Annotated in this window: 34 protein-coding genes; all 34 read left to right on the top strand. The window is 31.8% G+C overall.

Features of this window, described 5'->3' with window-relative positions:
* Positions 1-73: 73 nt before the first annotated feature.
* Positions 74-700: a DUF3885 domain-containing protein gene (locus tag CCK98_RS19495; RefSeq protein WP_088088098.1), complete on the top strand. Its 627-nt coding sequence runs from the start codon at positions 74-76 to the stop codon at positions 698-700.
* Positions 701-860: 160 nt separating this feature from the next.
* Positions 861-1,181: a hypothetical protein gene (locus tag CCK98_RS19490; protein WP_088088097.1), complete on the top strand. Its 321-nt coding sequence runs from the start codon at positions 861-863 to the stop codon at positions 1,179-1,181.
* A gap of 166 nt (positions 1,182-1,347) precedes the next feature.
* Positions 1,348-1,842, top strand: coding sequence for a DinB family protein (locus tag CCK98_RS19485; RefSeq protein WP_256942410.1), 495 nt, complete (start codon positions 1,348-1,350; stop codon positions 1,840-1,842).
* A gap of 195 nt (positions 1,843-2,037) precedes the next feature.
* A complete protein-coding gene (locus CCK98_RS35515) occupies positions 2,038-2,181 on the top strand; it encodes a hypothetical protein (protein ID WP_179195862.1) in 144 nt (47 codons plus the stop codon).
* Positions 2,182-2,251: 70 nt separating this feature from the next.
* Positions 2,252-2,494, top strand: a complete 243-nt coding sequence (locus CCK98_RS19480) for a hypothetical protein (RefSeq protein WP_088088096.1) — start codon at positions 2,252-2,254, stop codon at positions 2,492-2,494.
* A 602-nt stretch (positions 2,495-3,096) separates the two neighbouring features.
* The gene (locus CCK98_RS19470; RefSeq protein ID WP_088088094.1) at positions 3,097-3,960 is read left to right on the top strand and encodes a hypothetical protein; all 864 of its coding nucleotides are present in this window, start codon (positions 3,097-3,099) and stop codon (positions 3,958-3,960) included.
* Positions 3,961-4,217: 257 nt separating this feature from the next.
* Positions 4,218-4,493 (top strand): DUF5385 family protein, encoded by a 276-nt coding sequence (locus CCK98_RS19465; protein ID WP_088088093.1) that lies wholly within the window; start codon positions 4,218-4,220, stop codon positions 4,491-4,493.
* Positions 4,494-5,815: 1,322 nt separating this feature from the next.
* Entirely contained in the window at positions 5,816-6,250 is a 435-nt protein-coding gene (locus tag CCK98_RS19450; protein ID WP_088088090.1) for a DUF4304 domain-containing protein, read from the top strand.
* Positions 6,251-6,410: 160 nt separating this feature from the next.
* On the top strand, positions 6,411-7,277 hold the full coding sequence (locus CCK98_RS19445) for an Imm26 family immunity protein (RefSeq protein ID WP_088088089.1): 867 nt from the start codon (positions 6,411-6,413) through the stop codon (positions 7,275-7,277).
* 166 nt (positions 7,278-7,443) lie between these two features.
* Positions 7,444-7,875, top strand: coding sequence for a hypothetical protein (locus CCK98_RS19440; RefSeq protein ID WP_088088088.1), 432 nt, complete (start codon positions 7,444-7,446; stop codon positions 7,873-7,875).
* 206 nt (positions 7,876-8,081) lie between these two features.
* On the top strand, positions 8,082-8,771 hold the full coding sequence (locus CCK98_RS19435; protein WP_088088087.1) for a hypothetical protein: 690 nt from the start codon (positions 8,082-8,084) through the stop codon (positions 8,769-8,771).
* Between the two features lie 268 nt (positions 8,772-9,039).
* Positions 9,040-9,459, top strand: coding sequence for a GNAT family N-acetyltransferase (locus tag CCK98_RS19430; RefSeq protein ID WP_088088086.1), 420 nt, complete (start codon positions 9,040-9,042; stop codon positions 9,457-9,459).
* 108 nt (positions 9,460-9,567) lie between these two features.
* Positions 9,568-9,765, top strand: a complete 198-nt coding sequence (locus CCK98_RS19425) for a hypothetical protein (RefSeq protein ID WP_088088085.1) — start codon at positions 9,568-9,570, stop codon at positions 9,763-9,765.
* A gap of 167 nt (positions 9,766-9,932) precedes the next feature.
* On the top strand, positions 9,933-10,160 hold the full coding sequence (locus CCK98_RS19420; RefSeq protein WP_088088084.1) for a hypothetical protein: 228 nt from the start codon (positions 9,933-9,935) through the stop codon (positions 10,158-10,160).
* A 17-nt stretch (positions 10,161-10,177) separates the two neighbouring features.
* Positions 10,178-10,426, top strand: a complete 249-nt coding sequence (locus CCK98_RS19415) for a hypothetical protein (RefSeq protein WP_088088083.1) — start codon at positions 10,178-10,180, stop codon at positions 10,424-10,426.
* Between the two features lie 166 nt (positions 10,427-10,592).
* The gene (locus tag CCK98_RS19410) at positions 10,593-10,940 is read left to right on the top strand and encodes a CPCC family cysteine-rich protein (RefSeq protein ID WP_088088082.1); all 348 of its coding nucleotides are present in this window, start codon (positions 10,593-10,595) and stop codon (positions 10,938-10,940) included.
* 190 nt (positions 10,941-11,130) lie between these two features.
* Positions 11,131-11,898 carry a hypothetical protein gene (locus tag CCK98_RS19405; RefSeq protein WP_088088081.1) on the top strand — a complete coding sequence of 256 codons (768 nt, stop codon included), beginning with the start codon at positions 11,131-11,133 and terminating at the stop codon, positions 11,896-11,898.
* 170 nt (positions 11,899-12,068) lie between these two features.
* Entirely contained in the window at positions 12,069-12,383 is a 315-nt protein-coding gene (locus CCK98_RS19400; protein ID WP_088088080.1) for a hypothetical protein, read from the top strand.
* A gap of 501 nt (positions 12,384-12,884) precedes the next feature.
* Positions 12,885-13,319 carry a DUF4304 domain-containing protein gene (locus CCK98_RS19390; RefSeq protein WP_088088078.1) on the top strand — a complete coding sequence of 145 codons (435 nt, stop codon included), beginning with the start codon at positions 12,885-12,887 and terminating at the stop codon, positions 13,317-13,319.
* Positions 13,320-13,612: 293 nt separating this feature from the next.
* A complete protein-coding gene (locus tag CCK98_RS19385) occupies positions 13,613-14,137 on the top strand; it encodes a sigma-70 family RNA polymerase sigma factor (protein ID WP_256942409.1) in 525 nt (174 codons plus the stop codon).
* Entirely contained in the window at positions 14,130-15,434 is a 1,305-nt protein-coding gene (locus tag CCK98_RS19380) for a DUF4179 domain-containing protein (RefSeq protein ID WP_088088076.1), read from the top strand. The genes CCK98_RS19385 and CCK98_RS19380 overlap by 8 nt, the downstream gene beginning before the upstream one ends.
* A gap of 361 nt (positions 15,435-15,795) precedes the next feature.
* A complete protein-coding gene (locus tag CCK98_RS19375; protein WP_088088075.1) occupies positions 15,796-16,317 on the top strand; it encodes a GNAT family N-acetyltransferase in 522 nt (173 codons plus the stop codon).
* A gap of 163 nt (positions 16,318-16,480) precedes the next feature.
* Positions 16,481-17,035 (top strand): DUF2750 domain-containing protein, encoded by a 555-nt coding sequence (locus CCK98_RS19370; protein WP_088088074.1) that lies wholly within the window; start codon positions 16,481-16,483, stop codon positions 17,033-17,035.
* Positions 17,036-17,183: 148 nt separating this feature from the next.
* On the top strand, positions 17,184-17,456 hold the full coding sequence (locus CCK98_RS19365) for a hypothetical protein (protein ID WP_088088073.1): 273 nt from the start codon (positions 17,184-17,186) through the stop codon (positions 17,454-17,456).
* A gap of 213 nt (positions 17,457-17,669) precedes the next feature.
* A complete protein-coding gene (locus CCK98_RS19360) occupies positions 17,670-18,314 on the top strand; it encodes a hypothetical protein (protein ID WP_088088072.1) in 645 nt (214 codons plus the stop codon).
* A 156-nt stretch (positions 18,315-18,470) separates the two neighbouring features.
* The gene (locus CCK98_RS19355) at positions 18,471-18,875 is read left to right on the top strand and encodes a DUF4304 domain-containing protein (RefSeq protein ID WP_088088071.1); all 405 of its coding nucleotides are present in this window, start codon (positions 18,471-18,473) and stop codon (positions 18,873-18,875) included.
* Between the two features lie 164 nt (positions 18,876-19,039).
* Entirely contained in the window at positions 19,040-19,282 is a 243-nt protein-coding gene (locus CCK98_RS19350) for a hypothetical protein (RefSeq protein ID WP_256942408.1), read from the top strand.
* 163 nt (positions 19,283-19,445) lie between these two features.
* Positions 19,446-20,501, top strand: a complete 1,056-nt coding sequence (gene spoIID / locus CCK98_RS19345) for a stage II sporulation protein D (protein WP_088088069.1) — start codon at positions 19,446-19,448, stop codon at positions 20,499-20,501.
* A gap of 182 nt (positions 20,502-20,683) precedes the next feature.
* Entirely contained in the window at positions 20,684-21,040 is a 357-nt protein-coding gene (locus CCK98_RS19340; protein WP_088088068.1) for a hypothetical protein, read from the top strand.
* Between the two features lie 216 nt (positions 21,041-21,256).
* Complete coding sequence (locus CCK98_RS19335) at positions 21,257-21,622, top strand: DUF2750 domain-containing protein (RefSeq protein ID WP_088088067.1); 366 nt, start codon at positions 21,257-21,259, stop codon at positions 21,620-21,622.
* A gap of 223 nt (positions 21,623-21,845) precedes the next feature.
* Positions 21,846-22,418, top strand: a complete 573-nt coding sequence (locus CCK98_RS19330) for an RNA polymerase sigma factor (protein WP_088088066.1) — start codon at positions 21,846-21,848, stop codon at positions 22,416-22,418.
* Positions 22,403-23,362, top strand: a complete 960-nt coding sequence (locus CCK98_RS19325; protein WP_088088065.1) for a hypothetical protein — start codon at positions 22,403-22,405, stop codon at positions 23,360-23,362. Before CCK98_RS19330 ends, CCK98_RS19325 begins: the two co-directional genes overlap by 16 nt.
* Positions 23,363-23,986: 624 nt before the next feature.
* On the top strand, positions 23,987-24,553 hold the full coding sequence (locus tag CCK98_RS19315) for a hypothetical protein (RefSeq protein WP_088088063.1): 567 nt from the start codon (positions 23,987-23,989) through the stop codon (positions 24,551-24,553).
* Positions 24,554-24,713: 160 nt separating this feature from the next.
* Complete coding sequence (locus tag CCK98_RS19310; RefSeq protein WP_088088062.1) at positions 24,714-25,265, top strand: hypothetical protein; 552 nt, start codon at positions 24,714-24,716, stop codon at positions 25,263-25,265.
* The last annotated feature ends 70 nt before the right edge of the window (positions 25,266-25,335 follow it).

Raw genomic sequence — 25,335 nt, 5'->3', positions numbered from 1 at the left:
GAAGCTTATACAGATGTATCGAATTTAAAGTAGACAAGAAATTATTAATTATTTAATTAAGGGAGTAACTCCAATGAAGGATAGAATATTCAAGTACATAGAAAGAAATTTTCCTAATCTAACAAGCGATGTACATCTAAGGTTTGAACTAGGTGAGCCCTTTGAAAATGGATCTGATGAAAGAATCAATCAAGTTGTTACAAGAGTTACTACATTGTTTGAAGATGTGTTCCATCCCGAAGATTATATATATGTTTATATAAAAGATTGGGAAATAAAAGAGGATATAATGTTTGGGAATACCACTCCAGAATACTTGTATGATTTATTAAAAGGTCAAAATATTGAAGTAGAAACTTTGTTCGATTTAGATGAGGATTATGATGAAATAACGGGTAAAACAATTGAAATAAAACGGGAATACAAAGTGAAACTTGTATACTCACAAGTAAAGTCTATTACTTACAAGGATATTCTTGAAGGAATAGGTAATTATGAACAAGGAAGTGAACCTTCAATTGGTCAGTCTGTTTATTTCATTAGCACCGAGAAGGACTTAATATTTCATATGTATGACGATAGAGGTTGTATAATCCATTCTAATGAGGTTAAGAAACTGGTACATATGTATCATAAATATAATAAATGGTTGGTTGATTATTGGCGTGATTATTTTAATAGCATTTTCAAGATGTCATAATCTTTCTTATTTAGCTAACGGGTGCTTGAGTTTAAGATCAGAGCTGTCATTAAGGCAGCTTTTTCTTGTTGAACTAACGAAGCAGGTTATTGGAAGAGGTAATGAAGGGATTTTTGTTGTAATACATTGGTTATAAACAATAATTTTTTGGGGTGAATCAATGAGAAAGATTCCAAGTTTATTAATTATTATTTTCCTTTTGATTGTTACTGCTTGTGGAGGTCCTTTTTCATCAACATCTTCCGACTTGTATGTAGTTAAAAAAGCCCATTCAAAGGATTATAAAAAAGCCTGGATAATAGCATTTGACCCCAACAGTGATTCAGGTAAGAAGGAAATAAAAATAATGGTCAAAGAACCAATGGTTTGGAATTTGATCGAAATTAATAAAACGTATTTTACAAGTTACTCTAAGGAAGGAGATAATCCTTGGATTTTAGAGCAAATTGAACATCTTGGTGACAATGATACTATAAGATGATTACACTTTAGTAAGTTTAATTGAACTAACGGGAGCAAGAGTTAAAGATGGGGACGTTGCGGCGATCCTCATTTTCTTGTTGAACTAACGAAGCAGGTTTGTGGAAGAAGGTTTATTTTTACATATCTAGAATAAGTATTATCATTATAAGAAAGTGGGTGTATAGATGATGTTTCATCAAAACGAATATGAATGGGTTCGTCAGACACGATTAACGCTGCTAGACTATTGTAAGGAACTTAATCAAAATGATTTTACTCGCCAAAATGGATACGGTTGGGAAAGTGTGCGAGACTCATTGGTTCACATAGCAGATTGTTATATTGCGTGGCTCGGCTCATTTGTTTTATTAAAAACAAAGAAGCCAATTACACCAAAGGATGAACGACAGAAATTGAAACTGGACGATATAAAAATACGCTTTGAACAGGTTGATTCTTTTGTAAATGAGGTATTTGAATTACACGGAAAGCAATTATCTGAGCCAATTCAAAGAAAGATTCCTTGGAGAGATGAAACAGAAATTATAACATTTACCCCTGGTAAATTAATAATGCATACTATAACTCACGAATTTCACCACAAGGGACAAATTGTAGCTATGATACGTCAGATGGGTTATGAACCTCCAAATACAGATGTATTAGGAACTAACGATTAATATATGTAAGAGAAAATAGATTTCTTTACCTTTTTCTATTAACAGGTACAAGGGTAAAGTTCAGCTGCCTATTCAGGTGGCTTTTCTTATTGAACTAAAGAGGCAGTTTAGTTTAACAAAGACCAACTTCTTATTACAGGATTACCCAAATTAGGTTATTATTAATTTAATATATTAAATGAAGAAGGTGTTAAAATGGATTTACTGGTCGGTTTCTTAGTATTTGCGGGAATTTTTGCGGTTTATGATGCTTTAAGAAAAGTGAATAATAATATATTAGACCAAACAGAAGAGATAAAAAAATTACGTGAAGAATTATCCAAGGGTAGTAAAAATTAGAATCTCCCTTCTCAACTAACGGGTGCTATTCTTCAATAAGATAATATTTAGTAGTTAAAGGGGAATGCGTATGCCTGTACCAGAAATAACCTTAAAAGTGATAGAGAATATTGCCGACGAAAAAGACGAAATTTATAGAAATTATTTATATTCCATTGATGATATATTTACATTGTATTCAGTTTATATAAATGAAAATGAAGTTGCTGTGTGTAATATTAAGAAAACAGAAACTGGATATGAAATTGCTGATTTTATAGGTTCTCATAGTGTAATAAAATTAATTGAAAAGAGACTTGAAAATTGGAAGTGATTTCTTCTTCAACTAACGGGTGCGATACTTCAAGAAGGAGGTCGCGTTTTTTCTTTTTTCACAAAAAAGATTGTGAAATGTTGTACTTAAACTATCGGGGCAGGTTACTTCAATAAGAGTGATTTGCAGGGAATAATAAACTGAGGTTGAATATTAATTGTTGTGACAATTAATGGGGGTGGAGATATATGAAAATATTTCGTAATTATTCCTATGTGATTTTGTTTATATTATTTTATATTTACTTTATTTTGAAAGATTATTTTAGCTCTAATTCGTTTAATTGGATTGATAACGGTGTTCACTCTTTAATTTTGGTTTTGTTATTTATCTTTTTCAATTGGCTATTCAGTGATAAAGGCAAAAGGGATAAAAAAGATTAAAAGCTAGGGTTTTTCTTGTTCAACTAACGGGTAGCATTACTTGAAGATACGATTGCCCATTAAAGACGGCTTTTCTTAATGCACTAAAAGGGCATCAGTGCATTATTAAACAAATAATAAATTAATAATATTCCTTTTGGGATTTGTGACTATTTTTAGTAATATTAAATAATTACATTTGATTAAGAAAAAACAAAAATCGGAATATGGTGATATATTTTGGCAGGTAAGTTAATTAGCCTGTTCATTTCAATAACAGGTAAAGTTGGTATATCTTTATTAAACAAAATAAACAGTTTTAAAGGAAGACGGCAAACTGGTTGGACATTGTATGCCTCAGTGGAGGAAGTTTATGAAGGAGAAGAAAAGGAATATCCTTTTGAATGGATTGAGGAAATTGCTGAGGGGGACTTCGACAGTCTATTTGAGGATGAGGACGATGAAGAAGATTTTTATAATAGGATGAGAAACCAAAGTGTCAGATTGATTAAATCAGAAAAAAGTTTAAATGAAATTAGTGTGATTTGTTTCTTTTATGCAGCTCCTGAAGTGATACTAGAAGATCACCAATCTGTTCTGGTGTTCCAGGATATGAACCCGTGGTTGCAGGAAGTTATTATGAAAGAGTTGGTTCCCCACTATAAAGTTGTAAAGGAATTTTTTGTTCAGGGGAAATTTAAGGAAATACAGTTATCAGAGCTAAAAAAAGAATCAAAAGAATTAGTTAAGAGTTTGCTTTCCAAAGGGTATTATCCTGTGGTATCAGATTTATATAGGGGTACCCAATCAGAGCAATCGACAGGACCAAGGAATCTTAAGTATTTTTTAATCAAAAAGGAATCAGTTAATCCATTAGAACTGAAAGAGAACAAGCGTATTCAGCAGTTTTTGTTGAATGAAAGTTTTCAAAAAAATAGACCATTTTTTTTAAAGCCAGTAGGCTGGAAGCTACAAGAAGACTTAAGGGATTCCATTACAATTCGTTCTTTTTACAACTTTGCCGAAAAAATCGTATTACTGGTAAATACAGTAGATGACAGTATCATAGGAATTTATATTTTTGGAGCAAAAGCGGATAGCTAACTAAAAGGGTGCGTTTATGTAATAAGCAGGAACTCTTTTTGACTAACGGTCAGTTTAGTTGAAGAAGGATTTTTCTGGTCAACAGTTTGGTATGAGGGATAAGGAATTTAAGATTGAAGATATTCTATATCTAAGGTAGTAGGTAAACGCTGTTGTTAAACGCAACAGCATTTTTTTTTAAGCCTGTAAAAATTTGTAATCAAAGCACGAAAATTTCATACTCATTAATATAGGACAAGTAAGGGGTTGTTGCTAATTTGAATAAATTTGTGATTCTGGCTCTAATATTACTCCTAATAATTATTATAGTTATTATTTTTCTTTACTTTGTTTCGAGAAATAAACAACAGTCTGTTCAAGTAATCACACTACAAAATTTTATGAGTAGTTATCATTCTAATGAAAATGAAAGTGAGAAAAAAAGCTTTTTAGATACCATTAAGGACTTTTTCAATGATAATGATAATGATGGAATCATCGATGGTATTGATAACGAGGACAATGATGATGGGGGAGATGATGGCGGCGAATAACACCCCCTTTTTTTACGTGTGATTTAGTAGGCTATTTGTTCAACTTATTTATCTATTAATTCGTTTTTTCTCTCCCTAAACGTAACCCCTTATAATAAGTTTTCTTATCGAGCTAATGGTTGCGTTGGTTGAACAATGGTAGCTGCTATGGAAGCTTTTTTTTGTTTGCTCCACTAAAGGGGCAGTTTAGTGAAAAGGATTTAACTACATAGGATTGAATTCCCATTATAATTATCCAAAAAATCAATTATTATTTAATTGTTATGAAACTTAATATCAATTGTGCTGTAGAAGCAGCTAGGAGAAACAAATGAAAACATATCTCTTGGAAAGATTGAAACACATTTTATGGCTTATATGTGGTGCTGTATTGGGTTATTTGACCCACTATTTAAGAACCGGAAAATTGACCCTCACTTCAGATAACCTCTTTTTCTTAAAGGCGATATTGTTTGGTTTCGTGCTTGTTGAAGTAATAAAGTTATTTAGTTGGTTATTTAAACTAATAAAGCAAAACAATCAGTGAGATTTTAGCTGATTGTGAAGTATTGTACTAAAGTTAACGGGTGCTTGAGTTTAAGATCATAGCTGTCATTGAGGCAGCTTTTTCTTGTTAAACTAACTGGCAGGTTACTTTAAGAATGATTATAATTGAATAAAGAACTTAACTCAGAGGTGTTGATGTTTCTTAATTAAGGAGGTATATGATGAAGTTTTTTATAAAGTTAAATATTATTAGTGCCTTATACGCTATAGCGTTGTTTATAGCAATCGAACTCATAATAAATGTATCTCATATTAGTATGTTAACTGGCTGGGAATGGGATAATGTTTACATTGTAATTGCTGCTATTAATGTTATTGGACTTCTACTTTCGACAATTTTATTCATTTACTTAACAAAAAAATGGACTATAAGTAGAAAATACAGCTATTTGTCACTCCTTTTGTGGGTACCATATTTTATTCTTTTTTTCTCTTTTTTCCCTGTTGTTTTTCCTATTAATGTAGGAGTAACACTATTTCCGAGATTTAGCCTTCTGATTTATGGGTCTGTCATTCTGTATCCAGTTTACATATTATTTATTAATCTATATGCTTCACCTCTAAGTACAGATTATGAGGAAATGAGGCATTAAAAATGCAGGTCACTTTTTGCAACTTATTCATCTCGCTTATTGAATTAAAGGGTGCTTTAGTTTAACAAAGAGTCGTAGCTGCGGCTCTTTTTCTTGTTCCACTAACGTGGCAGGTTAGTTAAAGAAGGAATAGACGAGTTTGCATAGAATAATTGTCCTAAAAGAACAAAAAGGAGATTACGAATGGAAACTGCGGAGTTTAAAGAGATTGTAGAAGAAATAGTTATTTCTAACGGAATGACCAAAAGAAGAAGTTGCTATTATATAGAAAGTAATGAATTAATGGTTGTACTTGGGTTGCAAAAATCAAGCTACTCATCTAGTTATTACTTTAATCTGGGATACATAATTAAAGATTTAAATGATGAACAATACCCTAAATATACTGATGGAAATGTTCGTTTGAGATTTGATTTTGAACTTAACGGCAAAAACACAGATATTGTTGATATTAATGAAGTCCTAAAAGAAGAACTTGCTGATGGACTAGAGAAAAACATCAAATATTATGCCTCCCCTATAACAAGCATTAAGGCTTTAAAGAACCTAATTAAAGAACAACCTGTTCTCTTATATCAGACCACACTTGTCACAAAACAATACCTTCAAATTGAATAACTCTTATTCAAGTAACGGGTGCGAGAGTTGAAGATCAAGGCTGTCATTGAGGCAGCTTTTTCTAATTGTACTAACGGTCAGGATAGTTGAAGAAGGATTATCTTATAAACTAAGCGTATATGTATAATATCTAGTTTAAAAAAGAAAGGTATGTTTTTACTTGGAAATAAAAATCGGGGCATTAACAATTTATTTTCCTGATGCGAGTTCGAGTGATTTTTTTATAAACGAAGACCTGGCAGAATTTTTCGGATTTGAAACCAGTCTAGAAGCAGCCACTTTCATTAAGAAAAAATTAAAAGACAGAATGGAGTATTCTTTTAAAAAATTAAAAATTGATTATGAAACTAACGGAATTTTTATAACTTCAAAAAATGGCGAAATAATAGTTGAGGCTGCAATAATAATCAATGAATTGGTTATTATTGAAATAAAGAATTCTGAAATAGTAGAGGTAATCAAGTCGGTAAAGAATTTCAAAAGACCGAAAAAACAAAGATGGGTTGTAGGCGATATTTTTTACATTCCATTAAAAAATGGTTATTTTAGTTTTGGTCAAATAATAAAAAAAGGTGATCTTGGTTTACCGATATGTTGTTTATTTGATTTAGTTTCTAATGAAGTAGTAGAAATTCATAATATTATTAATAAAAATGTTGTTTCGATATTACCAATCTCCTCGCAATCCCTGGATAATCACACTTGGAAAATCATCGGAAACAAGAGTATTGTAGTTAAGGTTGAAGAGGTGATTAAGGGGCAACCCAAAAATTATTTACGTCGGATAACACGTGGTACATATTCTGATAGCTCATTAAAAGAACTGGCAGAAGCTCTTAATGGGATAAGACCCTGGAATGAAAATATTGACGTAAACTATTTCGATAAAATGCTGGTGCCAGATTATCAAAAACCAGACAACCTTTTATTTTTAACAAGAGATGAAAAGATCAATTACTTTAAGAAACTGGGATACGATTTACATCAGCTAGAAGAATCATATAGTAAAACACCTGATTGGTTTTAAAAATTGTGTACCATTGGTTCTTCAGCTAACGGGTGCAAGAGTTCAAGAATGGGTTGCTGCGGCAGCCCTTTTCTTGTTCCACTAACGTAAGCAGTTTAGTTCAATAAGATTTGGGCAGGAATACCCCTACCTTTTATGGAATAAATATTATGAAGGAGTGGGAAAAGTGCGGAAATTCAATTTAGTATTTTTGATTCTTATCACTTTATTATTTTTATCGGGATGTACAAATAACGAAGAGTATGAATCTCTAGAAACAGAAACGTTCATACAATCATTAAAAGACAGAGGATATACTGTTATCAAACCAGAAATTGAGGAAGGTACAACCCCACATACTTTCTTTTCTGTATATCCAACATACTATGAAGCCGATGGGAAAAGATTAGCAATTTATGAATATAAGAATGTTAAAAAAGCCAAAAAAGATTCAGAAATGATTTCTAAAGATGGTTCTACCATCGGTAATGCACAAGTTGAACCGATAGACCAACCACATTATTATCATATAGGGAAAATTATTGTTAGCTACATTGGTTCCGATGCTGAATTACAAAAAGATTTAAGTGAAATTCTTGGAAAATCAATTACAAACTAAAAGACCTCTTATTAAGCTAACGGGTGCAAGAGTTTAAGATCAGAGCTGTCATTTTGGCAGCTTTTCTTGTTCCACTAACGGTAGTAGGTTAGTGGAATAACAATATGGAAAACATTCTTTATCTGTACAGCGACTAGGAATTGTAACCAAAAAGTTTAATATAAATGAATGATGTACTATATTTTTGATAATAGTGGGTGAATTGGATGAGTCAAGATTTGGCGGATTTTTCAAATGAAATATCTTGGTTTTTTAGTGATAACGAAAAAATAGAAGTAATTGATGAAAAATCATTTATTTGTTCTAAAGAATTTGAAGAAAAGTTCCCTTCCTTAACAAAACTACTTAAAAAAGCAAGAATTACAAAAATCAAATATGAAAATCAAAATTATCAATTGTTTGGTTGGACAAACCAATTTTCCAAATCATTTGGTTGGCTTTGTTTAGAACCCAGAACAGAAGTTGAGATTGATAAGACACTTCATCCTGACCATATCCTCTTACTAAAAAATTTCGGTGGGATAACTGAAAGATGGAATGAACCTGAAGATACTTGGCTAATTAATTTAAATAACGCATTAACCTTTGAGGATACACAAATTGGATTTATTGGGTTTGAAGACTATTTTAATGAAATGTGTCAAGAAGAAGCGATAGAAGTAAAAGTAAAACCTGAAGAATTTATATCATTCGCTTTCGAAGCGAATGGAAATATTACAATGTACCACAAACAAACAGGCGAAGTTCTTATGTTTGCTGCTGACCACTTTTTTGATTTCATTACTCCATATGAAAACTATCCAGAATATACACTTTATAAAATCGACAATTGCAATACTTTTAGGGACTGGGTTGAAATAATTTCAGACCAATGGTTAAATCATATAAAAAATTAGATGGATAAAAATAAACAAAAAACAGTTTGACTATTGGTTGCCAAACTGTTTTTTTAGTTAATTTGGATGGTGTTTTTTAATAATTTAACCAAATACTTAAAAAGATTATTGTGAAGAAATGTACTTAAACTAAAGGGTGCTTGAGTTGAGTAAGGCAAGGCTACTGCGGCGGTCCTTTTTCTTGTTGCACTAACGGGGCAGGTTACTTAAAGAAGGTGCAATCAACAATAATGGAGAAATACTTATAGTATTGTAAGGAGGGGGTTTTATGGATTTAAGAATACATAGTGATTTTTCTAAAGTGAATCTTGATGAAATGAAGGAAATCTATTCTTCTGTCGGTTGGACAAAGCATACAAAAGAGATTATCAAACAAGTTTTCGAAGCAAGTAATGTCATAGCATTGGTTACAGTAAATGGTCGTATTATTGGATTTGGTAGGGCGATGACAGATGGTGTTTTTAATGCTGCAATTTATGACGTTATAGTGCATACAGAATTTCAAAAACAAGGGATAGCAAGACAAATTATGGAATATCTACTTGATAAGCTAAGTAATGTATCGTGCGTTCATTTAATTTCTACCTCTGGAAATCAGGACTTTTATAAGAAATTAGGATTAAAGAGAATTAAAACAGGAATGGCTAGGTATCTAAACCCTAATCTAGCCAGCGAGTATTTAGAATAACCACTTTTCTACTAACGGGCAGGATAGTTGAACAAGGATTTGTAAAATATACTGCTATACAAAATTCCTCCTTAATAGATACTTCAAGCGAAAGAAAGGAATCTACATATGAAAGAATATTTTATTAAAGTTTTTTTTGCAATTTTGACTATTGGGTTTATCTTTGGTATTGGGTATATTTTTAAATTAGACTGGCTACTTGAAGAGAATAATCCTAAACGCATCCTTATTATATTGCCAATAGCATTAGTTGCAGGCTGGGGTGGTGAGTATCTTTACAAAAGAGTTAAGAATAAAAAGGGATAAAGAAAATTTTTATTCAATTTCTTTATTGAACTATATGGGTGCGTTAGCATAGAAACCATTCCGCTGCCTCGGCAGCCTTCTTTCGTTATTCCACTAACGGGGCAGTATAGTTTAAGAATGACATTGTTACAATACGAAAAAGTAAAGTGACTTCATAGGAGGCTGTGATGGATAAAACGATTATTTACATACTAGGGGCTACAGCAGGGTGGCTATTAGTGCAAGTTGCTGATTCGGTAGAGTGGACACTTAATTATGTTGTTGGGGAGATAATTCTAATTTCTTGGCTACCAGCAATTATAAGTATGGCAGTAGCTTTGATGGGCTGGATTGTAACTATTATTTTTTCTATACCTGTAATTAAAATAGCCTGGAAGAACCTTCGTAGTAAATGAAGACGTAGGGTTTTTACTTGTTCAACTGGCAGGTTAGTGAACATTTATTGGGAGGTGTTTGTATTGTTATTGAAATTGAAGAAGTAAGGGGAAAAATTAAACAGTTAGATGAATCATTTGCTAAAAGTCTTTTAATGATAATTTATGCAAGACTTGATACTCCAATAGATGGAACGGGTGGGGATGAAGTCATCAAACAAACCGTTAAGGATTTATTTGATATGTATTCCAAACTTCCAGACAGTAAAAAATTCAAAAAAATATAAATTCTTATTGCACTAACGGGTGCTTGAGTTTAAGATCATAGCTGTCAATGAGGCAGCTTTTTCTTGTTAAACTAACGAAGCAGATTAGTTCAATAAGAACGTTTAACCCTTAAAGAAAGATTTTAATATTATTAAAATTAATTAGAACAATTAGGATGGGATTTTAGTGAAACGTGAAAAGTGTCCTTGTTGTGGCTTTCCAACATTAGAAGAGCGTGGGATTTTTAATATATGTGAACTTTGTAATTGGGAAGATGATGGACAAGACGACCCATATGCAGATGAAGTATGGGGTGGCCCAAATGGGGATTACTCTCTTACAGAAGCAAGAAGAAATTTTAAAGAAAATCTCATTATGTATAGAGATAGAAGAAATATACTTAGTCAAACCGATAAAGAAATTGAAATAAAAAAGTCTTTAATAAGTGTGTTCGTTGAATTAGGCAAGTGTGAACCAAATTCGTTAGAATATAAGGCACTTTGGAGCAAAATAAAGTCTTACGAGAAGATTTAATAGCTTTACCCTTAACGAACTAACGGGTGCGTTGATCCAGGAAGGATTAACCGCCTTTTTTGTTGGATTCCTTATTATGCTAACGGGGCAGGTTTGTTTAATAAGAACAGCTATCTCTGGTAAATACTGATACTAACAACAGTAGGTAATTAAGGAGTTTTTATGAAAAAAACTCAGAGAAGGTGATAAAATGGACGAATTCGAACTTATGTTAGAAGAAATAAGGAATTCAACAATACAGAGGTTGAAAAATTCAAATATACAAATTGACCAAGAAAAATTAAAAATATTTAAAGGCATTATTTCAGAGTTAGTAAGCATTAGAAATGAGTATGAAGAACAACTTCACCGCTTACGAACTTTAACGGTAAAGGAAATTGTAAATGTTCAGTATTCAAAAGGTGGCGAAACCATACACAGAGGTTATTATTGTCCGAGTCCTGTTCTAGATTTGATTGTTGGGGGACTCAAAAGAGGTAAGCTTTACAAAAGAAAACCTGATTTCGGAAGATACTCTTATGAATACTGCTTTGATTCAAACAACAGACTAATTCTCGTAAAAGGTGTAAATGAATTTACAACGCCAGATAGCAATTATAATGAGGAATATTTGCTTTATAATGATGATACCATTTCTGGTGTAGAGTTCGATAATATGGGTGACATTGTAGCTGTTTCAAGATGTACTTATGAAAATAATAATATTGTTAAATATGAACGTAGTTTATGTAGGTTACCACGGTATGCAGACCTTTATATGGAAGAATACGCTTATGAACATAATTTGCTTTCCGAGGTTAGAACATTTAAGGTAAATCCACAAATTGAAATATACAATGAACAAAAATATAAAGTAAAGCTTAATGAAAACGGAAAAATAGTTAAGTTAATAGGGGGGGTTATAAAAAATGGGGTCTGGGAACAGGATTACATTATAAATATAAACCCCAAAAACTAAAATTGAACATTTTGTTCTTCAACAAACGGGGTGCTTGAGTTGATGATGGAGTTGCCGCCGGCAGCTCCATTTTCTTGTTCAACTAACGGAGCAGGTTACTTGAAGAAGGATTTATCGATATAATTGAAGAAATATCTGTAAATATATTGATACTTATGAGGTGAATCTGAGTGAAATACGAAGAAATCGAGAATAACAATAATGATTATTTCATTGAACAAATAAACTCTAAAGACAAAGAAAATGTTGTTAAAGGATTGTTGGGATTAGCGTTATATGGTTCTGGCTTTGAATTTATTCAAGATACATTAGTGAAATTTAGCAAAAATGAAGATGAGAATATCCGAGGTATAGCTATACTTGGTTTTGGTCACATAGCAAGATTATATGGAAAAATTGACAAAGATGTTGTGATACCGATTGTTCAAAATGGGCTTAAAAAGACAAAAGCGAAATTGTTAAAGGACAATCAACCGCAGCCTTAGATGATATTAACTTATTTACTGAATGTTGAGTTTTTCTTGTTAAGCTAACGGGTGCTTGAGTTGAACAGTAGAGTTGTTGCGGCAGCTCCTTTTCTTGTTAAGCTAACGAAGCAGTTTAGTGAAAGAAGGAGAAATTCATTAAAGTGAAGAAATAAAATACTTTAGAATTTTTGAAGGAAAGGCTACGGGGAAGAGGAGATATATGAAAACATTTCGTAATTATTCCTATGTGATTTTGTTTATATTATTTTATATTTACTTTATCTTGAAAGATTATTTTAGTTCTAAATCGTTTAATTGGATTGATAACGGTGTTCACTCTTTAATTTTGGTTTTGTTATTTATCTTTTTCAATTGGCTATTCAGTGATAAAGGCAAAAGGGATAAAAAAGATTAAAAGCTAGGGTTTTTCTTGTTCAACTAACGGGCAGGTTAGTTTAAGAAGGAATAGACGAGTCTGCATAGAATAATTGTCCTAAAAGAACAAATAGGAGATTACGAATGGAAACTGCGGAGTTTAAAGAGATTGTAGAAGAAATAGTTATTTCTAACGGAATGACCAAAAGAAGAAGTTGCTATTATATAGAAAGTAATGAATTAATGGTTGTACTTGGGTTACAAAAATCAAGCTACTCATCTAGTTATTACTTTAATCTGGGATACATAATTAAAGATTTAAATGATAAACAATACCCTAAATATACTGATGGAAATGTTCGTTTGAGATTTGATTTTGAACTTAACGGCAAAAACACAGATGTTGTTGATATTAATGAAGTCCTAAAAGACCAACTTGCTGATGAACTAGAGAAAAACATCAAATATTATTCCTCCCCTATAACAAGCATTAAGGCATTAAAGAACCTAATTAAAGAACAACCTGTTCTCTTATATCAGACCACACTTGTCACAAAAAAATACCTTCAAATTGAATAACTCTTATTCAAGTAACTGGGTGCAAGAGTTTAAGATGTGGATGGCTTCGGCGGTCTTTTTTTCTTGTACTAACGTTGCAGGTTAATTTAAGACGCATTATTAGAATTATTAGAGAAAAAATTCAAAAAACTGGTTTTTATTTTGATAGGGTAGCAGGATAGTTGAATTAAAAAGTTGAATTTCGTATTTTTTTGAGATTGTAAGGTAAGGTCTTAATAAAATTTATATGTTTTTTGGGAACGGTTTATTAAAGATGTTTGTCTAATTATTAGATGATTGGAGGTGGAATGCAATTGTTGAAGAAAAATATCGTTAAGAAAGCCAAAAGTGGAGACACGAAGGCCTTTCAGGAGTTGATTGATCGTGAAAAGATTAAGTTATTTAAAATTGCTTATCTGTATTCTAAAAATGAGGATGATGCGTTAGATATTTTTCAGGAGACACTATATAAAGCTCTATCTTCTATTCAGAATCTTAAAGAAGATAAATATTTTTCAACCTGGATAACACGTATTCTTATCAATAATGCAAAGGATTTTTTACGAAAGAAGAACCGAAGCATCCCTATGGAGTTAGAATACTTAAAAACAAATGAATCATCCCCTTCAGAAAATATAGAAGATAGAATGGATTTACTTAAGGCTATTGATTACTTAGATGAGAAGGAAAAATCAGCATTAATTTTACGATATTACAGGGATTATTCAGTAAATCAAATTGCAGTTGTTCTTGATATTCCTGAAGGATCCGTCAAATCAACTATTCATCGTGCTCTAAAAAAATTAAAAGTAAAGGTGGGAGGTATTGTTAATGGATGAACGTTTTCCTCAATTAAAAGAAGAAATGGAAAGGATTCCAGTTCCTTTCGAGAAACTTGACCTTATTATAGAGCAAACGATTAATGAAAAATTTTTACCTAAAAGAAAAAAGAAGAAAAGAAAAGTCTTTTATTCTTTAAGTGCTGCTATTCTAGCATTTGGACTTTTTCTAGGGTCCGCATTTGTTTCTCCTACAATGGCAAGAGTAGTTTCTCAAATTCCATTGATTGGCAGTGTCTTCTCTTTTGCTGGCGATGAAGGTCTTCAAACGGCAAGTATGAAGGGGTTATCCACTGACATAAATCAAACAGTAAAAAATAAAGGAATTACCTTAATTATGAAAGAAGTTTACTACGATGGAACTCGCCTTTCACTAGGTTTTACACAAGAGTCATTTTTACCTTTAGGAGAAGTTGAACGTCCAGATATTGAAATAAACGGCAAGGATATAAACTTTAGTTCCGGCTCATCAGGCAACTTCATTTCCTTGCAAAAATATGCAGGGACTATAAATATTACACCAACAGAAGATTTACCAGAAAGCTTTATGATGAAACTTTCTTTTTCAAGTGTGGGACTAGTTAAAGGGAAATGGGAATTTGAGTTTCCAGTAAAACTTGCTAGCGATGTAACAATTGTTCGACCTATGGAAACTAAAATAATTGAAGGTGAAGAAGTTATTCTTAAAACAGTTAGTTCAGGACCGGCAGGAACAGCCTTATCAATTGATACTATAAAACTTTCTAATCAAAAGGATTTACATTTGAATTTTAATGTCATTGACGATACTGGAGAAGCATTAACCACTTTATCAGGTTCTGGTGGCGGAAATAGTGTTAATGGAAAAGAAAAAATGGAATATAAATTTCTGTATACTCCATTAAAAAAAGGAGTCAAAAATGTATTAATCATCCCCTATGTTGAGGCAGAAACAAATGGTCTACCACCTAAAATATCGAAATCAGTAACTGAAGATAACCTTCCTATTACCTTAAATCAAGGGGATAAAGGTAAAATAGTGGTCACAGATATTGATTACAAGGAAGATAAAGCAGTTGTTTATTTTAAAGTGGAAAGTGAAATTCCCTATGACTTTGTTTCAAATAATCGTCTATGGTTGGAAAGTGAAAATGGAAAAGACCTTACAATTAATCAAAAGCCATATGCTGAAAAAGTTAAGGGCAACTATTATAAACAAGAGTTTGATGCGATAAGTCCTAACGAAAATATAAAGATTGTGACTCGAAAATTCCCAAAACCTATAATATATGATAGTTTCAATGTAACACTTCCCTAAATTTAATTGATGTTGATATTTCGGGGTGGTAGGAGTTATGAATTAAAAACTGTCCATCAGGACAGCTTTTATTACTAAGTTGTACATTACAGAAAACTTACGGATAGCATTAATGCAAGCCTTTATGAGGTATCAGGAGAGATATTATTAATAAACATTACAAGACGTTATCAACTTATTTTAATCCAGTGGTAGCTAATATGTTTTTTGCTAGTCACCCAAACGAATAGGGTGACTTTTTTAAGGCCATAGTTTCTTAGTTTTTTTATTGAACTAACGAAGCAGTTTAGTTCAATAAGAGGGAGGACTATTGGAAAGGTAAATAGAATATATATTTAACTTTTGATAAGAGGTGGACTAAATGCACATAAGAAATGCGATTTTATCGGATGCAAAAGGTATCGCAAAAGTACACGTTGATAGTTGGAAAACTACATATAGAAACATTATCCCAGATGAGTTTTTGGAGAAATTATCTTACGACCAAAGAACTGCCTTGTGGAATCATAATATCTCTAAAGAGGGGAATTATGTTTTTGTTGCAGTAAATAATAATGGAGAAATTGTAGGATTTGCAGATTGCGGAAAAAGAGAAAGTAATAATGTCCATAATTCGGGTGACTTAACATCTATTTATCTACTTGAAGAATATCAAGGAAAAGGGATTGGAAAACAACTATTGAAACAACTTTTTATTCAATTTGAAAATTTAGGTTTTAATAGAGTTTTTGTTGAGGTGTTAGAAGACAATAAAACTCGGCATTTCTATGAGTATTATGGTGCTAAATTACTTAAATCAGAAAAGATAAAATTGGCAGGTACAGAATTAAATCTGCTTGTATATGAATGGAGTAATATTAACGAGATATTATCTAAAGTTTGAAGAACTTTGTTCTTCTTCAACTAACGAGTGCTTGAGTTCAACAATATTTGACTGTAAGGTAGCCTTTTTTTGTTGTTCCACTAACGGTCAGGCTAATTGAAGAAGGGATTAATGTTCATCGTTCAGAATTATTTGATTTAATAACGAGTAAAGGAGATTAGTAATGGAGTTCGACTTGACTATAAATTCTAAGAGACGATATGAAAACTTTATAAAAAGTGTTTCGGGAAGTAAGACAATTTGGGGATTAAAGAGTGAAGATGGATGGTGTATTTGCGAATCGAAAGATAATAAAGATACGGGAGTTATGCTTTTTTGGTCGGATGAAGCATATGCACAACAATTTGCAGTTGAAGAATGGATGCATTATAAACCGACATCCATACCGTTAGATAAATTTATTAATTGGCTTTACAAAATGAATGCAGACGATTTATTAGTTGGTGTTAATTGGAATACGAATTTAATTGGGGTAGAAGTAGACCCCTTTGACTTATATAAAGAGTTAGGAGAAGTAGTATTGTTAGAAATTGAAGAATTAAGGGAAAAAATTAAACAGTTAGATGAATCATATGCTAAAAGTCTTTTATTGATAATTTATACAAGACTTGATACTGCAATAAATGGAACGGGTGGGGATGAAGTCATCAAACAAACTGTTAAGGATTTATTTGATATGTATTCGAAACTTCCAGACAGTAAAAAATTCAAAAAGTAATAAATTCTTATTGCACTAACGGGTGCTTGAGTTAAACAAGGTGTTGCAGCGGCAGCATCTTTTTTCTTTTAAGCTAGCGGACAGCTTAGTTGATGAAAAACTAAGCTATAATAAATAATAAATATATAAAATAGGATGGGATTTATTAATGTTTGATTTTTTATCCGATTTCTTATCAAGTATGATCGGTGTAAGCACAGGTAATTTAGATACAAAAAAAATTGACAATAATATTGAACTTTTAAAACAACAAGGTTGGTTTAAAAAGATATACGATGACGAGAAATATCACAGATTATTTATTACAAATAGACACGTTAGAGCTTATTTACAAAATACCACTCGTGTAAAAAAATTTATTCGTAGTGAGGAAGCTCAAAGAAAACTATTACTTTTACTGGATAAACAATTAAAATCATAGTTTTTTAAGCTAACGGGTGATTCTTCAATAAGGAGTAAAGCCTTTTTTCTTATTCAAGTAACGGGCAGGATAGTTCAATAAGAATTCTTACTAAAACCATATGATAATAATGTAAATTTTTGTTAAAGTATTATTGATCATATGAGATTTTACATAAGACTTCATTTAAAGAAGATAACAAATAAATTAAATGAGAAAAGGTGCGATTTAAATTTGAAAAAAGAACAAAAGGCTCTATTTAAAGAAATTGAAAAAATTCAAGAAAAGGCTATGAGAGAGTTGGCTAAAGAATTTGGTTTAAAAAAAAGGTCGATCTGTTTATTTAAAAAAGTAGGAGAATTTTTTGTAGAGGGCGTCTATTCAACAAATCATACAGATGATAATGAAATTTCTATTAGTATGACTTGTAGTATAAAGCCTTTTAGTTATGATGATCTATTTTGGGAAATATTTGATATGAAGGAAAATGCTAAAGAACCTATTAGTTTAAGAGCAATTGGAGCATTTGTAGCTCCAATCTATACAATCAAAGAGATTAAGATTGTAGAAAACAGTTTAGAGAATATTGAAGATGATATTCGACAAACAGTAATAGGATTTATTGATACTTACGATACATTTATTAAATCTATTGATAACGTAGATAATTTTAATGAATTCATTTTACAACAATCAAATTTTTTATATGAAGATCTGATAAAAATGTTAGCTGATATACAAAGTGGTAGCTTCAATAATGCTTTAAATAGAGCTAAAGAATTAATAAGTAAAGGTGATACAGGGTACCTTCAAAATGGTAATAAAGGGATTTATGAATATATCGTTGAGTATTGCGAAAAAAAACATAACATTCATTAATATTTTTAATTATCTACTATGATTCTTATTCAACTAACGAGTGCAAGAGTTGAAAATGGGGATCACTGCGGCGATTCTTTTTTCTTATTGCACTAACGAAGCAGGTTTGTTTAATAAAGAAAAGAAAAAATAATAAATACAGAGGAAGTTGGAAAAATGTCAACCGAAAAAAATAATATGGTTACTGCATTAAAAAAAGTGGTGGTTCCTGAACTTAGAGAAAGAGGTTTTAAAGGTTCTTTCCCACATTTCCGAAGAATTAGCGTAAATAAGATTGACTTAATTACATTTCAATTTGACAGATATGGTGGGGGTTTTGTAATTGAAGTTGGAGTTTGTTCTCCAGAAGGAGTTATTCATCACTGGGGAGAGAAAGTTCTTCCAAATAAAGTCACGGCACACGATTTACATCCTGATAGAAGGTTGAGATTAACAGGAAATAATGGTGAATGGTTTAGTTACGACCTAGAAAACTTGTCTGGAGACATTTACGAAAATGTTGCTGATAAGGTGTTGACTCAACTAAATAAGGCTGAAGAACATTGGAATTTAACTACATAAATAAAAATCCTTCTTCAACTACAGGGTGTGATACTTCAAAAGCGAAGGATCACTTTTTCCTTATTTAAGTAACGGGCAGGTTAGTGAAAGAAGGAAAGAGTCGCAATAGCATAGAAATATTATATTATTGTACATCCAAATTTTCACAATGGAGGGAAATGGTTATGTTCAAATTTATTAAAAGTCTATTCGTTAAATGGGAAATGGTTTATTCAACCCAGGATGCTACTAAGCATTTTACAATGCTTGGAAGACTTGATAATAAAGGGATTAAATATAAAACAAAAACTATTAGCTTTGGTGGTGGATATGGAGGAGGAGAAGGATTTTCAGCCTCATATCAAATATTTGTACTCAGAGACACAATAAACAAGGCAAATGAAGCTATACACCATTCGAAATATTAGGTGCGGGCGATCCCTTTTTCTTATTGCACTAACGGTGCAGGTTAGTTTAAGAAAGCAATTTCGCTATGTTTCAATTTTATACCCATTTTGTGGTAAAAACGTTCTAAATGCTTGTCCAACCTTCATATATATATCAGTATACAAATATAAATGGAGGTTACATATGAAGGCATTTAATATAATAATTATTTCATTCCTTTTTGTTGTACTTTGTGTTCCTTCGGTAATTGTGCTTGCTTATGGTACGCATACCAAAAGTCAAAAAATAATTCCCTCTGATATTCAAGTATCTAAACTTACACCTACACCTACACCTACACCTACACCTACACCTACACCAACAAAAACTGATACAAAAAACATTACTGTGTCAGTGTTTAGAATGAATAATAAGGAAATTGAAAAGATGTATCTAGAGGAATATTTAAAGGGTGTATTAGCTTCAGAGATGCCCGCAAGTTATGAATTGGAGGCATTAAAAGCACAAGCAATAAGTGCAAGGACTTATATTTTTAAATTTCTATTAACAGGTAATAAAAGTGGTTTACCGTCTGGAGCTGATATTACAGATTCCACACTACAACAAGTATATAAAAATCAGGATGAATTAAAAGCTTTTTGGAATAACGATTATGATAAGAATATAAAGAAAATAACTCAAGCTGTTAACGAAACTCAAGGATTAATAATGACATACAATGGAGAACCCATTGATGCTTCTTTCTTTGCTATTAGCAATGGATATACAGAGAATTCGGAGGATTACTGGACAAAATCACTTCCCTATTTAAGAAGTGTTCCTAGTCCTTGGGACAAAAACTCTCCTAAATTTATTGAAACGAAAACACTTTCTGCTAAAAAAGTTGAATCAAGACTTAGAGTTAAATTATCAAGTAAGATAGGTATTCAAAGAACTTCCAGCAATCGAGTTTCCTTAATTACAATTAACGGAAAACAATTCACAGGTATGGAAGTGAGGGATGCTTTAGGATTAAGGTCCACGGATTTTAGTTTTAAAGTTGTTGGGGAAAATGTCCAAGTGACCACAAAGGGATATGGACACGGAGTTGGTATGAGTCAATATGGAGCTAATAGTATGGCAAAGGAAAAAAAGAACTATAAGGAAATACTAGAATATTATTATAAAGGTATTAAAGTTGAGGATATAAAATCAAACCAAGATTACAATGAGCTTATCGTAAAGAGAAATAATTCTTAATATAAATACAGTAGAATATTTATTTATAGCTTAATTGCTTATTTAACTAACTGGGTGCATTCAAGAAGAGGGTTGCTGCGGCGATCCTTTTTTTTGTTATTGAACTAACGGGGCAGGTTAGTTCAACAAGAAAATGATAAAATAACAGGTAATGATTCTTAATGAACAGGAGAATTAGAACTATGAAAAGAAAAGCAATGACACTAGAGGGGTTTGTTTTAGGTGCAGAGGACGAAGGGATAGCGGCTACCCTTGGATTATCACCTGAACGATTTCAAAAGATGATGGATGATGATAATGATGATTTTGACAAGGAATTTGAAAGAATTAAAAAGGAAAATCGTCAGTATATTTTAGACGAGAAAATAGAGAGAACTCTCAGTAAAATGACTGAATTTGTTCGGGATAAAAAAGTGAACCCTAAGAAGTATCCAGAATTTGATACCAATGATGATTGGGTTGTTATTTTCAAACAGGCTTTAAGTATTTCTGAAATGGAAATTCTTAAAGAGTTAATGGAAAAGGAAGGATTAAAATAAAAATACCCCAAGAAACCAACTTCTCTAAGGATGTTTTATTTGGGAGAATATATGGATTTGTTATGCTTGTTGTACAAACGGGTGCAAGAATTGCAGATCAAGCTGTCATTTTGACAGCTTTTCTTATTGCACTAAAGTGGCAGGTTAGCTTAAGAAGGAATTGTAAAAACAATGGAGAATAAATACCTTGACCTTTATTAAAAAGTAGGTGTTAGTTTGTCTCAATCGTCGGCACAATGGAGTGCATTTATAAAAGAAATTATTGAACAACGCAAAGTATGGACTATCAGGGACGAAGGTGGTATCCCCACATCAACAAATATTGACGGTGAAACATCGATGCCATTTTGGTCTTTGAAATCAAGGGCGGAAAAAGTCATTGAAAATGTTCCTTCTTTTATGGGATTCCAAGCATTTGAAATTGATTTTGATGCGTTCCTCAATAGATGGTTAACAGGACTCGAAAAAGATGGACTATATTTGGGAGTTAATTGGAGTGGCAAGCAGGCAACGGGTTATGATGTGAAGCCAAGGGAAGTTTTGGAACGTATAAAATATGAGTTGAAAAATTCCGCTTATTAAAGTAACGGGTGCAAGAGTTAAAGATCGGTGCTGTCATTTTGGCGGCTTTTCTTTTTGTGCAAACGGAGCAGGTTAGTTGAAGAAGGAATGCTAAAATAAAATGGTGAATTACCAATATAAAAGATGACTTGGCAATAAGATTGCCAAGTTTTTTTAATAAAAATGAACCAACTTGGAGTTTAGTGGTAATAAATAGTACCAGAATAAAGGAGGGAATAACAACTTGAACGAGGATGATTTAATAATAATGTCTATAAAAGGGGATAATAATGCCTTTAGTTCTTTGGTAAATCCTTATATTAAACAAGCACACCAAACCGCATTTTTACTTTTACACGATTATAGTCTAGCCGAAGATGCAGTTCAGGAAGCGTTAATTCAAGTTAACACTGTATTAAAGCGATATAAATCACACAAGGGTTCATTCAAGACGTGGTTTATCAGAATTATAATTAATTGTAGTTTGAAAATTAATAGAAAACACCGCCTAACTTTTGAACTTAAAGATAACCAATTTCAAGACACTAACAGCAACATCGAAAGGAATTATCTAGTAAGTGAGGAATCACAATTGATAATAAATTGTGTTAAGCAATTAAAAACAAAATATCAGTCCGTTATAATTTTATACTACTTTCAAGAAATGACTATTAGGGAAATTGCCGACACTTTAGGTATCCGAGAAGGAACTGTCAAATCAAGACTTTATAAATCCAGAGAGTTATTAAAAAATATGCTAGAAAATAATTATGTGATTCCATCTAAAAGGGGTGAGGGTTTATGGAACGAAAACTAAAAGAAGCATTTTTTGAAACAGCTAATCAGTACAATTTTCCTGATCAGGTTAACACGGAGCACGTTTTATTACCTAAAAAAGGAAAAAGTCCGAAACAATTAGGTTTTATTATTGCTCCTCTATGTGCTTGTCTTTTGTTACTTGTGTTGTTCGATATTCCACAAGGAATTGCAAACTTGTTTAAAAGTGAAGAAATTTCTCATACTTATAGTGATTATTTAATTCACAATGGACATTACTATATTCCAACACAAAGTAAAATTGATGAAAAGGAATTAGATCAACAACTAGGGGAAGTAGTCAGAACGGGAGGCTATACCTTTTTACAAGAAGGAGATACTACATTATACATTCCTGGTACAAAATATTATTCCATATTAAGTTCTCCTGAGTCCGAGAAAATTGCAGTTGAGCTTTGGGGAGGAACAAAACTGGAACCTAAAATCATTGGGTATCAAGTGCTGGAGCGTAAGGAAGCATTAGAAGAAATTGATAATAGTAAAGTTTTGGGTGGAAAAGGTGATGAAAAAGAGGTAAATGTAGCATTAGCTAATATTCGTGAATATGTACCATTTATACACGAGTTTGATTCGGAAGAATTGATGCCAACTTTGGTTAAGCTAGACAACGATGGTCAACATTATTCAGTTTTGACTCACTATTCATCTAGGAATAATGGAGAGGATAATTCGAAGTTTATTTTCTTCTTTCAGTATGAAAAAGGGTTTACAAGCACCCACAATCTAGGGGATTTCTATCATAATTCAAGCAAGATACTATCATCATTTTCATTAGCTGGAGTTAATTGGACACAATATCAAACAAATAAAGACTCTTACTTTAAAGGTGAAAAAGATAATGTGGTTTTTGAAATATCTAGCCAGAACTACACGGCAGTTGAAGTCAGAAAATTCCTTGAGTCATTAGAATTAACATCAAAATAACCTTTGTCGTTAGCGAACTAAATCCTGCCTGGATCAACGCACTTTTTGTTGAGCTCCTTATTGTAAAAGTAGGACAGTGGATTGTGATGTTTTTTACTTAAACTAAAGGGTGCAAGAGTTAAACAGTGGGTTGCTGCGGCAGCCTATTTTCTTGTTCCACTAACGGAGCAGGTTACTTGAAGAAGTATGGGCAATAATAGCATAAACAAGATTTGATTATTTGAAGTTGAATTGTGTGAACCTTTTTAAGTTTTTTGTTTATCAAGTCGTTTTTTCTATTATTGGTATAGCAAATAATTATTTTTTTAGTGAGTTTATTTATGAAACATTCCACATAAATAACAAACTTATTATTTCATTAATTAAGACACCTATTGATTTGATTGTACTTTATTTCGCCATTAAGTTATATTTCTTAGTAAAAACTAAGCTGAGATACAAGATTTTAATTCACATTGGTGCTTTTATTGTAGGGGCAGTAATTTTAGTGTTAGTAACTAATTATTTCGTTATGTAAAAATTCCCCAGATAACGAATGAATTTCTTCTTCAACTAATGAGTGCATTAATGAAACAAAAAAGTTGTCAGTTAAGCGTCTTTCTACCATAAAGGGGATTAAAAAATATGACAAAACTTGAATTTATCTTCCATACAGAACCAGATGAAGTTTTACCTGAACTGTTTGAAGGAGATTTAGTTGATATTGATTTTTGGTGTCGATTAGATATTAATATAAATGGTCAGTCGTTCTTTAGAAATTTTTCTCCGTCATATTACAGTGAATCCTGGTTTACCGATTCTTATATTAATACGAATGGCATAGGCGTTCCTGTATTTCCTTTTATACATTCTTTATTAGCTGCTTCTAAAATGTTGAAAGTGAACAAGAAATATTTTTTGGAAGATGACCAAACCAGTATACAACTTTGTGTTCTTTTGAATGAAAAACAGGACCTCGTTTCTTTTGCACCCTGTATTAGAGATTGGGGAGAAGATGAAGAAATGTATTATTGGTATGATGGAAAAAAAGTCTGCTGTCAAAAAGAAATGCCCATTACTAAATATAATTCTATGAAATATAACGATTTTAAAGAAGGATGTATCGAAAGTGTAAAAATGTATATCGAATCTTTATTAGGAAAATACCCCGAAATTAATAAATATCCCTACTTCCCAAATATCTCTAAATAAAGGTCCTTGTTAAACTAACGGGTGCATTACTGGAACAGCGGTAATGCTTTTTTCTTCTTCAAGTAACGGGCAGATTAACGCAATATAATAACAATCAGATACATAGATATGTTGTGTTTGGGGAAACTAACCTAAAAACTCGAAATGTTAGGGTGTGTTTATGAAAAGTAACATTTGCATTATGTTAATTATTTCTTGTGTTTTATTTTCTCCAAAGATTGGCGGACCAGTCTTTGCAGCTTCAAACGATAAATCGCCGACTTATGAGGAAACCCTTTTTGAAATAGGTTATCAATCGGTTGAAGAAGCTTTAAAGGCTTTTGAACATCAATCCAAACAAAGCTTGAAGTTACCCGTAAAAGTTCCCCCTTTAACTTTTACACATTATCTTGGAAGGTTTAGTAATTTAAATCATTCTTTTGAGGTTAAATTCTTAAATGATAAAACTGCTGAAAATCATTATTTTATTCGTATTAATTCCACAGAGAACAAGTTACCTATTAAGGAAATAAATGTTTTAAATAGCTATAAGCTAAAAAATGGAAATAAAGCCATTTATACAACGATATCGGGATTTAATGTATTGGTTTTTGAAAGAGATAATTGGCAATATATGCTTAATGTTGATAAAAGAGTCTCTGATAAAGTGACTCCTCAAACTTTAGTTGAAATAGCTAATTCTATTAATTATTCACCTAAAAATAAAAAGTAGTTTCTTCAACGGGTGCAAGAGATTAAGATCCAGCTGCCATTTCGGCGGCTTATTTTTATTGAACTAAATG

It is taken from the genome of Bacillus sp. OV166 (genome assembly GCF_900177675.1).
Classification (GTDB): Bacteria; Bacillota; Bacilli; order Bacillales; family Cytobacillaceae; genus Neobacillus.
Note: the sequence above shows the minus strand (reverse complement) of the source record. Positions and strands in the feature narration are given on the sequence as shown.

Bases quoted from the DNA above. Each gene is read 5' to 3' on its own strand.
- CCK98_RS19495 (WP_088088098.1), top strand. From the start codon at position 74: ATGAAGGATAGAATATTCAAGTACATAGAAAGAAATTTTCCTAATCTA.
- CCK98_RS19490 (WP_088088097.1), top strand. From the start codon at position 861: ATGAGAAAGATTCCAAGTTTATTAATTATTATTTTCCTTTTGATTGTT.
- CCK98_RS19485 (WP_256942410.1), top strand. From the start codon at position 1,348: ATGATGTTTCATCAAAACGAATATGAATGGGTTCGTCAGACACGATTA.
- CCK98_RS35515 (WP_179195862.1), top strand. From the start codon at position 2,038: ATGGATTTACTGGTCGGTTTCTTAGTATTTGCGGGAATTTTTGCGGTT.
- CCK98_RS19480 (WP_088088096.1), top strand. From the start codon at position 2,252: ATGCCTGTACCAGAAATAACCTTAAAAGTGATAGAGAATATTGCCGAC.
- CCK98_RS19450 (WP_088088090.1), top strand. From the start codon at position 5,816: ATGGAAACTGCGGAGTTTAAAGAGATTGTAGAAGAAATAGTTATTTCT.
- CCK98_RS19435 (WP_088088087.1), top strand. From the start codon at position 8,082: ATGAGTCAAGATTTGGCGGATTTTTCAAATGAAATATCTTGGTTTTTT.
- CCK98_RS19430 (WP_088088086.1), top strand. From the start codon at position 9,040: ATGGATTTAAGAATACATAGTGATTTTTCTAAAGTGAATCTTGATGAA.
- CCK98_RS19425 (WP_088088085.1), top strand. From the start codon at position 9,568: ATGAAAGAATATTTTATTAAAGTTTTTTTTGCAATTTTGACTATTGGG.
- CCK98_RS19420 (WP_088088084.1), top strand. From the start codon at position 9,933: ATGGATAAAACGATTATTTACATACTAGGGGCTACAGCAGGGTGGCTA.
- CCK98_RS19405 (WP_088088081.1), top strand. From the start codon at position 11,131: ATGGACGAATTCGAACTTATGTTAGAAGAAATAAGGAATTCAACAATA.
- CCK98_RS19390 (WP_088088078.1), top strand. From the start codon at position 12,885: ATGGAAACTGCGGAGTTTAAAGAGATTGTAGAAGAAATAGTTATTTCT.
- CCK98_RS19380 (WP_088088076.1), top strand. From the start codon at position 14,130: ATGGATGAACGTTTTCCTCAATTAAAAGAAGAAATGGAAAGGATTCCA.
- CCK98_RS19375 (WP_088088075.1), top strand. From the start codon at position 15,796: ATGCACATAAGAAATGCGATTTTATCGGATGCAAAAGGTATCGCAAAA.
- CCK98_RS19370 (WP_088088074.1), top strand. From the start codon at position 16,481: ATGGAGTTCGACTTGACTATAAATTCTAAGAGACGATATGAAAACTTT.
- CCK98_RS19365 (WP_088088073.1), top strand. From the start codon at position 17,184: ATGTTTGATTTTTTATCCGATTTCTTATCAAGTATGATCGGTGTAAGC.
- CCK98_RS19355 (WP_088088071.1), top strand. From the start codon at position 18,471: ATGTCAACCGAAAAAAATAATATGGTTACTGCATTAAAAAAAGTGGTG.
- CCK98_RS19350 (WP_256942408.1), top strand. From the start codon at position 19,040: ATGTTCAAATTTATTAAAAGTCTATTCGTTAAATGGGAAATGGTTTAT.
- spoIID (WP_088088069.1), top strand. From the start codon at position 19,446: ATGAAGGCATTTAATATAATAATTATTTCATTCCTTTTTGTTGTACTT.
- CCK98_RS19340 (WP_088088068.1), top strand. From the start codon at position 20,684: ATGAAAAGAAAAGCAATGACACTAGAGGGGTTTGTTTTAGGTGCAGAG.
- CCK98_RS19325 (WP_088088065.1), top strand. From the start codon at position 22,403: ATGGAACGAAAACTAAAAGAAGCATTTTTTGAAACAGCTAATCAGTAC.
- CCK98_RS19315 (WP_088088063.1), top strand. From the start codon at position 23,987: ATGACAAAACTTGAATTTATCTTCCATACAGAACCAGATGAAGTTTTA.
- CCK98_RS19310 (WP_088088062.1), top strand. From the start codon at position 24,714: ATGAAAAGTAACATTTGCATTATGTTAATTATTTCTTGTGTTTTATTT.